Origin of the sequence: Streptomyces sp. 8N616 (genome assembly GCF_052246385.1) — a bacterium.
Taxonomy (GTDB): domain Bacteria; phylum Actinomycetota; class Actinomycetes; order Streptomycetales; family Streptomycetaceae; genus Streptomyces.
The window spans coordinates 98,336-111,568 of the sequence record NZ_JBQQBY010000011.1 but is presented as its reverse complement, the minus strand read 5'-3'; the positions used below and the strand labels follow the sequence as shown (position 1 = coordinate 111,568).

The following is a 13,233-nucleotide window of genomic DNA, read 5'->3' as shown; positions in this document are numbered from 1 at the left end:
GGGGCATGGCCCCACGCGCCGTCAGGCGTGGCGGGCGGCGTTGGCGAGGATCGCGTCCCGCAGGTAGCCGGCGAGCCCCGGCTTGATCTGCTCGAACGTGGCAGAGAAGCGCTTGTCCGACATGTACATCTCGGCGAGCCCGGTGTGTATCTCGTACGTGCACTCGTAGAAGTTCCGGCTGATCTGCTGCCGGTGCTCCTCGGCCAGGTCCATCGCCTCCCCGGAGTCCGGCGCGGCACCGGCGTCCATCAGGGCGGTGAAGGCGCTGGTGTTCTGCGCGCCTTCGGCCTTGATGCGCAGCCAGTCCTCCTTGGTGTAAGAAGACGCCCTGCGCACCGACTCCCGGTAAGGCTCGGTGTCTCCCCAGCGCTGCAGCGACTCCTCCGCGTACTGGTCCGGGTCGTACTCGCCGAAGACCTCGAACTTCTCCTCGGGCGTGAGGTTGATGCCCATCTTCCGTGCCTCCATGGCGTGTTGGACGGCGGCGGCCATCTTCTGAAGCTTCTCGATCCGGACGGTGAGTACGTCGTACTGCCTCCGCAGGTGCTCCTGCGGATCCGCGTCCGGGTCGTCGAGCAGGGCCGCGACCTCTTCGAGCGGAAAGCCGAGCTCCCGGTAGAACAGGATCTGCTGCAGCCGGTCGAGGTCGGCGTCGTCGTACCGCCGATGACCCGCGTGGCTGCGGGCGCTCGGGGAGAGCAGCCCGATCTCGTCGTAGTGGTGCAGGGTGCGCACGGTGACACCGGCGAAACCGGCGACCTGTCCCACGGAGTAGCTCATCGTCTCCGCACTCCTTTCTGCGTGCGCTCCTCAGCCTGGGGCCTCACGCCACGTGAGGTGCAACCCCCCGAGTTTCTCTGCAGTTTCGTCCTATTGGTACGTCTATGGTGTGGCGGTGGTCACGGAAGCCTCCCCCCAGCCCTCCAGCGTCGGCGGTCCGAGGCTGCTGCTCCGGCTGACCGTTCCCGCTCTCCTGATCGGGGTCGCGGCAAGCTTGCTGCTCATCGGGGTGGAGAAGCTGGCCGGGCAGCTGGAGCACGTCCTGTGGACCACGCTGCCCGGCACCCTGGGCATCGGCCGCTGGTCGGCCGGCTGGATGCTCGCCGTCCTCACGGCCACCGGTCTCGCCGTGGGACTCGTGGCCTGGAAGGTCCCGGGGCGGCAGGCCCGGATCCGGCCACCACCGGGCTGGTGGAGCCCCCCATGCCCGCCTCCGTCGTGCCGAGCGTGCTGGCCGCCAGCGCGCTGGCCCTCGCGGGCGGCGTGAGCCTCGGTCCCGAGAACCCCATCACCGCGGCCAATGTCGCGCTCGCGTACTGGTTCGGGCGGCGGGTGGCGCCCGGCAGCCCGGCCGAGCTGTGGGTGTCCCTCGCGGCCGCGGGCACGATCGGGGCGCTTTTCGGGACGCCGGTCGCGGCCGCGCTCGTGCTCACCGAGACACTCGCCGGCGGCACGGTGCAGACACCGCGCCTGGCGTCGCTGTGGGACCAGCTGTTCGCGCCGCTGGTAGCCGCCGGGGCGGGCTCGATCACGACGGTCCTGATCGCCGAGCCGTCGTTCACCGTCAACCTGCCCGACTATTCCGGCCCGAGGCACGGGGACATCCTGGCCGCCATGGTGATCTCCGCGGCCGGAGCGGTGGTCGGCATGGCGGCGGTGTACGCGTTCCCTTACGCCCACCGGGCCTTCAGGGTGCTGCGGCACCCGGTGGCGATGATCACGGCCGGGGGTGTGGTGCTGGGGCTGCTCGGTGCGCTCGGTGGACATCTCACCCTCTTCAAAGGTCTCGATCAGATGCTGGAGCTGACGGAGGATCCGGGCGACTGGTCGGCCGGCAGGCTCGCGCTGATGACCGGGGTCAAGCTCGCCGCGGTGGTGGTCGCCGCCACCTGCGGCTTCCGGGGTGGCCGGATCTTCCCCTCGGTCTTCGTCGGCGTCGCACTGGGGCTGTTCGCCCACGCGGTCGTGCCCGAGGCGCACACCACCGTCGCCGTGGTGTGCGGGGTGCTCGGCGTCCTCATGGCGGTCACCCGGCACGGCTGGCTGAGCCTGTTCACCGCGGCTGTCCTGACACCCCAGATCACCATCCTGCCGCTGCTGTGCCTGGCCGCACTCCCCGCCTGGCTGCTGGTGACCGGGCGTCCGCTGATGCAGCTGCGCGAGGACGGCACGTCGGTGCGGTGACGCTCGACGCCATGCGCAGCAACCGGACGGGCCGGGCGGGCGATATGCCCGTATCGTCACGGCGAGAGGAGGCGCCAGCACGATGTCGCTGCACAAGGGACCGGGGCCCGCGGGGGCCGAACGAGCCGGGTTGTCGGTCAACCCCTTCTTCGGCCCCGCCGATCCGGTCGGCGGCATGGCCTCGGAGCCGCCCCGCCACCGGCTGCCGGACGGCCCGATGACCCCCGACGCCGCCTTCCAGCTCGTCCACGACGAGCTCATGCTCGACGGCAACTCCCGGCTGAACCTCGCCACCTTCGTGACCACGTGGATGGAGCCGCAGGCCGGTCGGCTCATGGCCGTCTGCCGGGACAAGAACATGATCGACAAGGACGAGTATCCGCGCACCGCCGAGCTCGAGCGGCGCTGCGTGGCCATGCTCGCCGATCTCTGGAACGCCCCCGACCCGACCACCGCCGTGGGCTGTTCCACCACCGGGTCCAGCGAGGCGTGCATGCTCGCCGGGATGGCTCTCAAGCGCCGCTGGGCCAAGCGCGCCGCGACGCGGGACGAGGGCGGCCGCTATCCCGGGAGCGCGCGGCCGAACCTCGTCATGGGAACGAACGTCCAGGTCTGCTGGGACAAGTTCTGCAACTTCTGGGAGGTCGAGGCCCGCCAAGTCCCCATGGAGGGCGACCGGTTCCACCTCGATCCGCAGGCCGCGGCCGACCTCTGCGACGAGAACACCATCGGAGTCGTGGCCGTACTCGGCTCGACCTTTGACGGGTCCTACGAGCCGGTGGCCGAAGTGTGCAAAGCCCTGGACGCGCTTCAGGAGCGCACCGGCCTCGACATCCCGGTCCACGTGGACGGCGCGTCCGGCGCGATGATCGCCCCCTTCCTCGACGAGGACCTGGTCTGGGACTTCCGGCTGCCGCGCGTCGCCTCCATCAACACCTCCGGTCACAAGTACGGCCTGGTGTACCCGGGCGTGGGCTGGGCCCTGTGGCGCGATGTCGCCGCCCTGCCGGAGGAGCTCGTCTTCCGGGTCAACTACCTGGGCGGCGACATGCCCACCTTCGCGCTCAACTTCTCCCGTCCGGGCGCGCAGGTCGCCGCCCAGTACTACACCTTTCTGCGGCTGGGCCGGGACGGCTTCCGGGCCGTCCAGCAGACGGCCCGGAACGTGGCCCGCTCGCTGGCCGAACGGATCGAAGCCCTGGGCGAATTCCGCATGCTGACCTACGGCGACGAGCTCCCGGTCTTCGCCTTCACCACAGCGCCGGAGATCGCCAACTACGACGTCTTCGACGTCTCCCGGCGGCTGCGCGAGCACGGCTGGCTCGTGCCCGCATACTCCTTCCCGCCCAACCGCGAGGACCTGTGCGCCCTCCGGGTGGTCTGCCGCAACGGCTTCACGGCTGACCTCGCCGAGTTGTTCGTCGAAGACCTCCGGACGCTGCTGCCCGAACTTCGAAGCCAGTCCGCGCCGCTGAACCGTCCCGAGTCCGAGGCGAGCGCCTTCCACCACTGAGGCATGTCCGGCGGGCCCTTCCTCCACCCCACCCCTCGCCGTCACCAGGGCCCGCGGCGCAGCCGCCGTCGGACACAGCGCCCCTGGTGACGGGAGTCCGGGACGGAGCCACAGCCCCCCGCAGGCGCCCAAAATCCGCCGGACACGCGCTGATTCAACAAGCTCATACGGATCGAACCGACCGGCCACGATGCCCCCTCAGTGCGGACGCCCCCGACGGGCGCCGTCACTTTCTGTACACCGCAGCCCGCCGCGAGGTTCCCATCCCGGCCGGCCTCACCTGCTGAGCCGTCGGAAGCGCCCCACCGCCAGCGGGAAGAAGACCGCGAGCAGAACCAGCGGCCAGACCACGGCCATCTGCAGGGAGTGCTGCGCGATCCACGAGTCGCCGCCCCAGCCCGGGTTGGCGAACAGCTCACGGACCGCCGCTGCCGTCGCCGACATCGGGTTCCACTCCGCGATCGCCCCCAGCCAGCCCGGCATCGCCTCCGGTGACGAGAAGGTGTTGGACAGGAACCCGACCGGCCAGACGAGGATCTGGACGGCCTGGACGAGTTCGGGCCTGCCCGCGACCAGACCGAGGAAGATGCCGATCCACAGCATCGTGAACCGCAGCAGAAGCAGCAGCCCCATGGCGGCGAGCGCCTCACCGAGGCCGCCGTGCCAGCGCCAGCCCATCGCGAGCCCCACCCCGACCATGATCAGCAGGCTGACCGCGGACTGGAGCATGTCGGCGACGCTGCGGCCCACCAGCACCGCCGACGGTGTCATCGGCATCGAGCGGAACCGGTCCACGACCCCCTTGTTCAGGTCCTGCGTGATCGCGATCATCGTTGCTTCGAGCCCGAAGGCCATGGTGAGGGCGAGCATGCCCGGGACGAGGAACTCCTTGTAGTCGCCGCCGCCCGCGACGGTCATCCCGCCGCCGATGAAGTACGCGAACATCAGCAGCATCATCACCGGGAAGACGAGGCCGACGACGACCTGGACGGGCTCCCGCGCCCAGTGGGCGAGTTCGCGCCGGGTCATGGTCCAGGAGTCCGCGAGAGCCCAGCCCAGCGTGGAGCCGCCCATGGCCGCGGGAGTGGTTGTGGTGGTCATACGACAGCCTCCTGGTCGTCACGGTCACCGGCGTCAGGGGCGCCACGGCCGTCATGTGCGGCATGTGCGTCTGGGGCGTCACTCGCGCCACTGCCCTCGGGGCCGCTGCGGCCGCCGGTGAGGTGCAGGAACACCTCATCGAGCGTGGGCCGCCGCAGGGCGATGTCCTCCGCCTCGATCCCTGCCGTGCCCAAGGCACGTACGGTCTCGGTCAGTGCGGTCATCCGGTCGGTCACCGGGGCGCTGACCCGGCGGCCGTCCACATCCGTCTCGACGGCCCCGGCCCGCGCCGCCGAGCCACCCACCGCCGAGCCGCGCGCCACTGAGCCGCCCGCCGCCGAGCCGATCAGCGCGGCGGCGCGCGCCAGTTGACCCACGTCGTGCAGAACGACGTCGATGCGGTCTCCGCCGATCTTGGACTTGAGCTCGTCCGGCGTGCCCTCGGCGATGGCCCGCCCCCGGTCGATCACCGAGATACGGTCCGCGAGCTGGTCCGCCTCCTCCAGGTACTGGGTCGTGAGCAGCACGGTCGTACCGCTGCCGACCAGCGAGCGGACCGCGTTCCACACCTCGGTGCGGCCACGCGGGTCGAGCCCGGTCGTCGGCTCGTCCAGAAAGAGGATCTGCGGGGCGGTGATGAGGGCGGCGGCGAGGTCGAGCCGCCGCCGCATGCCACCGCTGTACTGCTTCACGGCCTTCCGGCCGGCGTCGTCGAGACCGAACCGCCCCAGCAGCTCGTCCGCGCGCGTGCCCGCCCGGCGCGCGCCCAGGTGGTAGAGCCGCCCGAACATCTCCAGGTTCTGCCGACCGCTCAACTCCTCGTCGACTGCGGCGTGTTGACCGAGCAGCCCGATCCGGGAGCGGACCTCGTCGGGCCGGCGCAGCACGTCGAAACCGGCCACCTCGGCGCGGCCGCCGTCGTGCCGCAGCAGGGTGGAGAGGATGCGGACAGCCGTGGTCTTGCCGGCGCCGTTCGGGCCGAGCACCCCGTGGACGGTGCCGGCGGGGACGGTCAGATCCAGGCCGTCGAGGGCCTGCTTGCTCCCGTACGTCTTCCGTAGTCCTTCGACGACGATCGGCAGATCGAAGTCAGTCAAAGCGCTCGCCTCCAGATTCCTGCGGTAGTCAAACTTGACTACAAGCCTGGAAGTTACTGCCCACTGGACCGTTAGTCAAACTTGATTAATCGCGGTCGCGCTCAGCCACGGCACGCCCGCCGGCTCCACCGGCCCGACCGGCCCCCGGAACTCCCGCCCCCGCCCCCGTCGCGTACGGGTTCTCGACCCCCTCCGGCAGGACGCCCACGAACGGCTCCCCCTCCCCCGCGAAGGCGTACGCCCCGGCCTCGATCCGCTCGATCAGGCCGCGGGTCCACTCGGCGCCGCTGTCGGCCGAGTGAACCCACATGTTCATGATCTCGCCGATGTGGCCGATCGATTCGGGCCCTTCCTCGGGCGTGTAGTACTCGGTCACCGACGAACGCCACTGCTCCAGGCCCTGCACCCGCTCCTTGAGGAGCGCCACCGCCTCCTCACGCGGAAGGTCGACGATGAAGCCGATCCCGGCCGACAGCATGTCGATCTTCTGGTCGTGCCGGGACACCGCCTCGCGCAACAGCTTGAAGTACTCCTCCCGGCCCGCGTCCGTAACCTCGTACTCCGTACGAGGAGGGCCGCCCGCTGTGCTCGGCGCGGTCTCGTGGGCGAGCAGCAGCCCCTGCTTGGCCATCTGCTTGAGGGCGTGATAAATCGATCCGGGCTTGGCGTTGGACCACTCGTGGGCGCCCCAGTACTCCAGGTCATTGCGCACCTGATAGCCGTGCGCACGCCCGTGCTGGCGGACCGCCCCCAGCACCAGCAGCCGGATCGCTGACATCGCCCGTATCTCTCCGTCTCGCCTGTCGGCCCTGATGGCCCCGCGTGTTGCCTATGCCTATGCCTATGGCGCCACAGTAGTCCGGACAGCACGCTATTCAACCTTGACTAGCCTCGCCGACCAGCTCGAAAGCGGCCTTGCCGTCCAGCGACTCGCGGATGATGTCGGCGTGGCCCGCGTGCCGCGCGGTCTCCTCGATGAGGTGCAGCACCAGCCAGCGCATCGAGACCCGGGAAGCCGGCGGGAACCAGGGCGCCTCTGGCAGCGGGAAGGTGTCGTCGAGGCTGGGCACCGAGCGGATCCACTCCTCGGTCTCCCGCGCCGTCTTGTCCCAGAAGGCGAGCATGCCCGCGACGCTCTCGTCCTCGACGAGGCGGAAGCTGTCGGCCCAGGTCTCCTCGGTCCGCGCGACCTCGCTGGGCCGCTGCTGGGCGCGGCGGAGCCAGCCGAGTTCGGTCTCGGCGACGTGCTTGAGGAGCCCGGACAGGGAGAGTTCGCTGGCGCTCGGCTTCTGCGCCGCCTGCTCGTCCGTGAGGCCGAGGAGCGTGCGGCGGACGCCGCCGCGCTGGGCCTCGAGGAAGGCGAGGAGGGCGCCGCGCTCGTCGCCGTGGGCCTCGGGGAGTACGTGCGTGGGCATGGGGTCCGCCTTTCGTCACGCAGCCTCGCGCTGCTTCGCGTTGGTGTCGTCCGTCCTTCTCGACACCCGCGACGCTATGGGCCCTTGCGGTCAGGTTCTGTCCGCAAGGGCCCCGCCGGAAAGAATCCGCGCGCGAAAATTCCGTACGCCGAGCACCCGCGCGACGAAAGAACCGCTACGAGGAACTGCGCTACGAATTCGTCGCCTCGGAAGCCTCGCCAGGCCGGCCTCAGAAGGGGAAGCCGCTGCGCCCGTGCTGGATGGAGATCCACTTCTGGGTGGTGAACGCCTCCACCATGGAATCGCCGTTCAGCCGCCCGATCCCGGAGTGCTTCTCGCCCCCGAAGGGCACGATCGGCTCGTCGTGGACCGTACTGTCGTTGATGTGGATCATGCCGGTGTGGATCCGCTGGGCGATCCGGACGCCCCGCTCGATGTCGCCCGTGTGCACCGCGCCGCTCAGGCCGTACGGGGTGTCGTTGGCGATCCGTATCGCCTCCTCCTCCCCGTCGAAGGGCACCACGAGCGCCACCGGCCCGAAGATCTCCTGCGACAGGACGGGCGAGTCGGCCGGAAGCCCCGTGAGCACGGTGGGGGCGACCAGGTTCCCCTCGGTGCCGCCCCGCACCAGGGCCGTCGCGCCCGCCTCGACCGTCGTCTCGACGAGCGCCGAAACCGCCTCGGCCTGCGAGGAGTTGATGAGCGGACCGATGTGGGTCTGCGGGTCCGCCGGGTCGCCGACCTTCAGGGCCTTCACCTTGGCGACGAACTTCTCGGTGAACTCCTTCTCGACCGTGCGGTCCACGAGCACCCGGTTCGCCGCCATACAGACCTGCCCCTGGTGCACGAACCGGCTGAAGACCGCCGCGTCCACCGCGTAGTCGACGTCGGCGTCGTCGAGCACGATGAGCGCGCTGTTGCCGCCCAGCTCGAGGACGACGCGCTTGAAGTTGGCCGCGCAGACGGTGGCGACGTGCCGCCCCACCTTGTCGGAGCCCGTAAAGGAGATGACCTTCGGCACCGGGTGCTCGAGCAGCGCGTCGCCGATCTCCGCGATGTCGGTGATCACGACATTGAGCAGGCCTGCGGGCAGGCCCGCGTCCTCGAAGACCTTGGCCACCAGAGTCCCGCCGCAGATCGGCGTGTTCTGGTGCGGCTTGAGGACCACCGCGTTGCCGAGCGCCAGCGCCGGGGCGATCGACTTGATGGACAGCAGGAAGGGGAAGTTGAAGGGGCTGATGACCCCGACGACACCGACCGGCACGCGGTAGAGGCGGTTCTCCTTGCCGTCGACCGGTGAGGGGAGGATCCGGCCTTCGGGCCGCAGCGCCAGCTGCATCGCCTCGCGCAGGAACTCCTTGGCGAGGTGCAGCTCGAAGGCCGCCTTCAGCCGGGTGCCGCCCAGCTCGGCGATGATCGCCTCGGTGAGCTCCTGATCGCGGTCCTCGATGATCCGCAGGGCCCGCTCGAAGACGAGGCGGCGCGTGTACGGGTTGGTGTCGGCCCAGGCGCGCTGCGCGCGTTCCGCGGCCCGGTACGCCTGGTCCACCTCGCCGACCGTGGCGACGGTGACCGAGGCCAGCTTCTCGCCGTCGTAGGGGTTGAAGTCGATGATGTCCCAGGAGCCGCTGCCGGCCCGCCACTCGCCGTCGATGTACTGATGGGCCAGGTCTGTGAAGTAGGACATGCCATCCCTATCTGGAGGCCGGGGCGTCCGTGCGGGCGCCCGCGGACGCGTGTGCCGACAGTGCGTACTCCTGATGGCACGTCATCGTACTGATGCGTCAGGCGCATTGGAGGATCTTGGCCAGGAGGCCGCGGCTCTCCTTCGGGCTCAGGCTGTCCTCGTGCAGCCGGTGCATCGCCTGCTCGTACTGGCTGACGTCCTCGCGCTTGTCGAGGTAGAGCGCGCTGCTGAGCTGCTCCAGGTAGACGACGTCGGGGAGGTCGGACTCGGGGAAGCGGAGCAGCGTGAAGGCGCCGCTCTCGCCCGCGTGGCCCCCGAAGCGGAACGGCATGATCTGCAGGGTCACATTGGGCCGTTCCGAGATCTCGATGAGGTGGCGGAGCTGCCCGCGCATAACCGTTCCGTCACCGTACGGGCGGTGCAGCGCGGCCTCGTCGAGCACCACGTGGAAATCGGGCGCGCGCTCGGCGACCAGCAGCTTCTGGCGCTCCAGACGCAGCGCGACGCGCCGCTCGACCTCGCTCGCGGAGGCGTCGGGCTGGCCGCGGACCACGACGGCGTGGACGTAGTCCTCGGTCTGCAGCAGCCCGTGCACGAACTGCACCTCGTAGCTGCGGATGAGCGAGGCCGCGCCCTCCAGCCCCACATATGTCTGGAACCAGCCGGGCAGCACATCGCCGTAGCTGTGCCACCACCCGGCGACGTTGGCCTCCCGGACCAGGCTGAGCAGCGCGTCCCGCTCGGCCTCGTCGGTGACGCCGTAGAGCGTCAACAGGTCCTCGACGTCCCGCGCCTTGAAGCTCACCCGGCCCAGCTCCATACGGCTGATCTTCGATTCGGAGGCGCGGATCGAGTAGCCCGCGGCCTCACGCGTAACACCGCGGGCCTCACGGAGGCGCCTGAGCTGGGAGCCGAGCAGGATGCGACGCACCATCGAGCCGCTCGACCCACCCGCCCCGTCCATACCGTTTCCCGGCTGCACTGTGCTCATTGACCGACTGCCTGTCTCCGTTGGTGATGCACTGCGACCGTCGACGTGCCGAGTGTGCCACCTCTGGGCTCCGTTGCGTGCCCGGGCGGTTACACAGACCTGAAGTAGTCGGGTGAGGCTACGAAACCGGCCGCAGGAAGAATTGGGGCCGAAACCACACGCGTATACCCAAGTCCGGCGCGTGCACGTGCATCTGCCCTTGCATCTGCCGTACGCATTGGGAACCATGGTCCACGAGCACAGCACGCCGCCTTGACCGATTCCTATAGGGCCAGGAGTGCCACGCATGGGGACCGAAGGATCGACCATGCTCGAGCCGTTAAGGCAGGGCCTCCCTCCCGTTGACCCCACGAGCGTGTCGAGTTCCGTCTCCTGCTCGCTCGCCGCTCGCTACGAATCGGTCAAAGGAGCGCGCGAGTTCACCAAGTCCGCGCTTCAACGGTGGGAGCTGAACGAACAGTTCGACGATGTGGCACTGGTCGTTTCCGAACTGGTCACCAATGCACTCCGCCACGCGCTCCCCCGGGGCTCCAGCGGCGCACCGGACCCCCCGGTCCGCCTTCATCTGATGCACTGGACCTCGCGCCTGGTCTGCGCCGTGCGGGACCCCAGCGACGAGTGTCCGGTCGCCCGGGACACCTCTCCCGGGGACCCGGACTTCGCGGCCGAATGCGGCCGCGGGCTCCACCTGGTGGAGGCCGTCAGCGACAGTTGGGGGTGGCATCCCCTCGCCGGGACCTTGAGAGGCAAGGTCGTCTGGGCCCTCTTCCGCCTTCCGCCCACGAGATTCCCGCTGTGACGCACCAGTCGTGCCCCTCGTACTCTCCCCTGAACCCCCGGTGATCCCCTGACCCGCCCTGGTCGGTGACCCGCCCTAGTCGACCAGGTGGTCGAACTCCCCGTCCTTGACGGCGAGCAGCAGCGCCTCCACCTCGGCCGTGGTGTAGATGAGCGCAGGCCCGTCGGGGAATCGCGAATTGCGCACCGCCACACCGCCGTCCGGCAGCTTGGCCAACTCCACGCAAGCACCTTGTGAGTTACTGCGCCGGCTTTTCTGCCATGCGACACCCCCGAGATCCGCAGCCGCCATGCCGTTCCGGTACGGGTGGTGCACAGGACTCTCCCGAGGTAGTTGTGTGCATCAACTGACCTGGGATCATAGCCGCGTTCACGTGCCGCTGCATGGGCGAATGCACGTGCACAGGCCGTGTCGGAATCGCTCCGTACTGTTGTTCCCCGGGCTACTTGGCCTTCGAGGAGTACGGCAGGAGCGCCATTTCCCGGGCGTTCTTGATGGCACGGGCCAGCTCGCGCTGCTGCTGCTCCGTGACGCGCGTGACCCGCCTGCTGCGGATCTTGCCCCGGTCGGAGATGAACTTCCTCAGCAGATCGGTGTCCTTGTAGTCGATGTGAGTGACGCCGGCAGCGTCCAATGGGTTGGGCCGGGGCCTGGAATTCCTGCGGGCTTCGCTGCGGCGGGCCATGAGGAGCCTTTCTCCGGGGAGTTGGGAGGGGCGGGGGTGGGGTATGCGGGATATTCAGGAAACGGGGTCGAGGAGTGAGTCGAAGGCGGGCGGCAGTTGCTTCCACGCCTCGCGCCCCGCCTCGTATTCGGCGTCCGTGAGCAGGCAGGATTCGAGGAGTTCGAGCAGTCCTTTGCGGTCCAGGCCCGGCGAGGTGAAGACGAGGTGCTGGGCGCGGTCGCCGTGTTCGGGGTCCCAGTCCAGGGCCGCGGCCGCGCGGCGCACCGGCGGGACCATCTCCCAGGCCGCGTCCGGCAGCGCGGCCAGCCAGGGCCCGGCGTTCTCCACGCACAGCGCCCCGCCCGCCGCGTCCCACGACAGCAGCGTGTCCGGCCGGTCGGCGAGCCAGAAGCGGCCCCGGCTGCGGGCCGCTGCGCACGTCAGGTCCTCCAGCGCCGCGTACAGCCGCTCCGGGTGGAACGGCCGGGTGCGGTGCCAGACCGTCGTCGTGACGCCGTACTCCTCGGCCTCCTGGGGCAGCTGCGCGCAGGCGGGATGCCGGCGCGACGCCGCGGCCTCGACGTCGAAGCCCTCGAGGGCCGCGGCCGCCAGCGCGCCCGTGCCGGTCGGCACCTGACGGGCGGTCGGGTGGAGCTGGCTCAGCAGCGCGAGGTCGGCAGGGTCCGGCTCCTCGCCGCCCTCCGGCGGGGCGATGGCGAGCACCGGCGGGTACTCCAGCTGCCGGGCCCAGGTGTCGGCGACGGTGCGCCGGTCGCTCGCTGCGGCCGCGAGGCCGGCCTCGGCCAGGTCGTCGCCGCAGCTCAGGTACGGGACGAGGAGCGAGGGGTCGACGACGGTGATCACACCGGTCAGCTCCAGCGCCTCGCCGCTGAGCGCGGCCACCACCTCCGCCATGGCCTGGGGCTCGACGGAGTCCCACAGCTCGACGACGGCGAGGCGGCACAGCCCGCCGTCCGCGAGCCGCTCCAGCTCGGGTACGAGGTCCTCGCGCAGCGCGCAGCAGGCGCAGTCGTTGACGAGCGGGGCCTCACCGGTGCCGAATACGCCGCCGCTGTCGCGGACCGTGCGCAGGACCGTTCCCTCGCCCGCCGTCGCCAGGTCGTGGTGGAGCGCCACGCTGCCGGGGACCGTGCGCAGCAGCCCCTCGACGGCGGCCCTGCGGGCGTCGGCGTGCAGCCCCGCGACCAGCGCCACAGGGAGCCGGTCGCGGCCTCCGGGCCCCTGACGGTCCCGATCGTGACTGCCCCTGTCGTGACTGCCCCGGCTGTGATCGTCTCGGCCGTGATCACCTCGGCTCTCCATCAGCGGGCCTCGCGCTTGCCGTAGCGGCGCTCGAAGCGCTCGACGCGCCCCGCGGTGTCCAGGACGCGGGTCCTGCCGGTGTAGAAGGGGTGGCTCGCCGAGGAGATCTCGACGTCGATCACCGGGTAGGTGTTGCCGTCCTCCCACTCGATCGTCTTGTCGCTGGTCGCGGTCGAGCGGGTGAGGATGGCGAAGTCGGACGCGGTGTCGCGGAAGACGACGGGGTGGTACGGGGGGTGGATTCCGGGCTTCATGGGCTGTCGGTCCTCCTTCAGCGCTCTTCGCGGAACGTCACGTGGCGGCGGGCGACCGGGTCGTACTTGCGCAGCTGGAGCCGGTCGGGGTCGTTGCGGCGGTTCTTACGGGTCACGTACGTGTAGCCCGTTCCGGCCGTGGACCGGAGCTTGATGATCGGGCGTAGTTCGTTGCGGGCCATGGGCGCTACTATACAGAAATGGT

At 70.0% G+C, this 13,233-nt stretch carries 14 protein-coding genes and 1 pseudogene; 3 read left to right on the top strand and 12 right to left on the bottom strand.

Annotated features, from left to right (window positions below):
* Window positions 1-21 precede the first annotated feature (21 nt).
* Entirely contained in the window at window positions 22-780 is a 759-nt protein-coding gene (locus tag ACTWQC_RS12510) for a MerR family transcriptional regulator (RefSeq protein WP_443315694.1), read from the bottom strand.
* Between the two features lie 163 nt (window positions 781-943).
* Here ACTWQC_RS12510 and ACTWQC_RS12505 point away from each other — a divergent pair.
* Window positions 944-2,184: pseudogene (locus ACTWQC_RS12505) on the top strand (ion channel protein).
* Between the two features lie 82 nt (window positions 2,185-2,266).
* Window positions 2,267-3,697, top strand: a complete 1,431-nt coding sequence (locus ACTWQC_RS12500) for a glutamate decarboxylase (protein WP_443315693.1) — start codon at window positions 2,267-2,269, stop codon at window positions 3,695-3,697.
* A gap of 276 nt (window positions 3,698-3,973) precedes the next feature.
* Here the strand turns inward: ACTWQC_RS12500 and ACTWQC_RS12495 are convergent, their stop codons facing one another.
* From ACTWQC_RS12495 to ACTWQC_RS12470, 6 genes are all read right to left on the bottom strand, one after another.
* Window positions 3,974-4,798, bottom strand: a complete 825-nt coding sequence (locus ACTWQC_RS12495) for an ABC transporter permease (RefSeq protein ID WP_443315692.1) — start codon at window positions 4,796-4,798, stop codon at window positions 3,974-3,976.
* A complete protein-coding gene (locus ACTWQC_RS12490) occupies window positions 4,795-5,895 on the bottom strand; it encodes an ATP-binding cassette domain-containing protein (RefSeq protein WP_443315691.1) in 1,101 nt (366 codons plus the stop codon). Before ACTWQC_RS12490 ends, ACTWQC_RS12495 begins: the two co-directional genes overlap by 4 nt.
* Before the next feature lie 85 nt (window positions 5,896-5,980).
* On the bottom strand, window positions 5,981-6,673 hold the full coding sequence (locus ACTWQC_RS12485; RefSeq protein ID WP_443315690.1) for a PadR family transcriptional regulator: 693 nt from the start codon (window positions 6,671-6,673) through the stop codon (window positions 5,981-5,983).
* A 97-nt stretch (window positions 6,674-6,770) separates the two neighbouring features.
* Window positions 6,771-7,310 carry a DinB family protein gene (locus ACTWQC_RS12480; protein WP_443315689.1) on the bottom strand — a complete coding sequence of 180 codons (540 nt, stop codon included), beginning with the start codon at window positions 7,308-7,310 and terminating at the stop codon, window positions 6,771-6,773.
* Window positions 7,311-7,539: 229 nt separating this feature from the next.
* On the bottom strand, window positions 7,540-8,997 hold the full coding sequence (locus ACTWQC_RS12475; protein WP_443315688.1) for an aldehyde dehydrogenase family protein: 1,458 nt from the start codon (window positions 8,995-8,997) through the stop codon (window positions 7,540-7,542).
* Between the two features lie 97 nt (window positions 8,998-9,094).
* Window positions 9,095-9,988, bottom strand: a complete 894-nt coding sequence (locus ACTWQC_RS12470; protein ID WP_443315687.1) for a helix-turn-helix domain-containing protein — start codon at window positions 9,986-9,988, stop codon at window positions 9,095-9,097.
* Window positions 9,989-10,274: 286 nt separating this feature from the next.
* Between ACTWQC_RS12470 and ACTWQC_RS12465 the strand changes: the two genes are divergently transcribed.
* A complete protein-coding gene (locus tag ACTWQC_RS12465; protein ID WP_443315686.1) occupies window positions 10,275-10,787 on the top strand; it encodes an ATP-binding protein in 513 nt (170 codons plus the stop codon).
* 75 nt (window positions 10,788-10,862) lie between these two features.
* On the opposite strand, the gene ACTWQC_RS12460 is transcribed toward ACTWQC_RS12465, so the two are convergent.
* The 5 genes from ACTWQC_RS12460 to rpmG all read right to left on the bottom strand — a co-directional run bounded on the left by ACTWQC_RS12460 (window position 10,863) and on the right by rpmG (window position 13,210).
* Window positions 10,863-11,102: a DUF397 domain-containing protein gene (locus ACTWQC_RS12460; protein WP_443315685.1), complete on the bottom strand. Its 240-nt coding sequence runs from the start codon at window positions 11,100-11,102 to the stop codon at window positions 10,863-10,865.
* Between the two features lie 127 nt (window positions 11,103-11,229).
* The gene (gene rpsR, locus ACTWQC_RS12455; RefSeq protein WP_443315684.1) at window positions 11,230-11,472 is read right to left on the bottom strand and encodes a 30S ribosomal protein S18; all 243 of its coding nucleotides are present in this window, start codon (window positions 11,470-11,472) and stop codon (window positions 11,230-11,232) included.
* A gap of 54 nt (window positions 11,473-11,526) precedes the next feature.
* Window positions 11,527-12,666, bottom strand: a complete 1,140-nt coding sequence (locus ACTWQC_RS12450) for a GTP-binding protein (RefSeq protein ID WP_443315683.1) — start codon at window positions 12,664-12,666, stop codon at window positions 11,527-11,529.
* Window positions 12,667-12,773: 107 nt separating this feature from the next.
* A complete protein-coding gene (locus tag ACTWQC_RS12445) occupies window positions 12,774-13,028 on the bottom strand; it encodes a type B 50S ribosomal protein L31 (RefSeq protein WP_443315682.1) in 255 nt (84 codons plus the stop codon).
* Window positions 13,029-13,045: 17 nt separating this feature from the next.
* Window positions 13,046-13,210, bottom strand: coding sequence for a 50S ribosomal protein L33 (gene rpmG, locus ACTWQC_RS12440; protein WP_443315681.1), 165 nt, complete (start codon window positions 13,208-13,210; stop codon window positions 13,046-13,048).
* Between the last annotated feature and the right edge of the window lie 23 nt (window positions 13,211-13,233).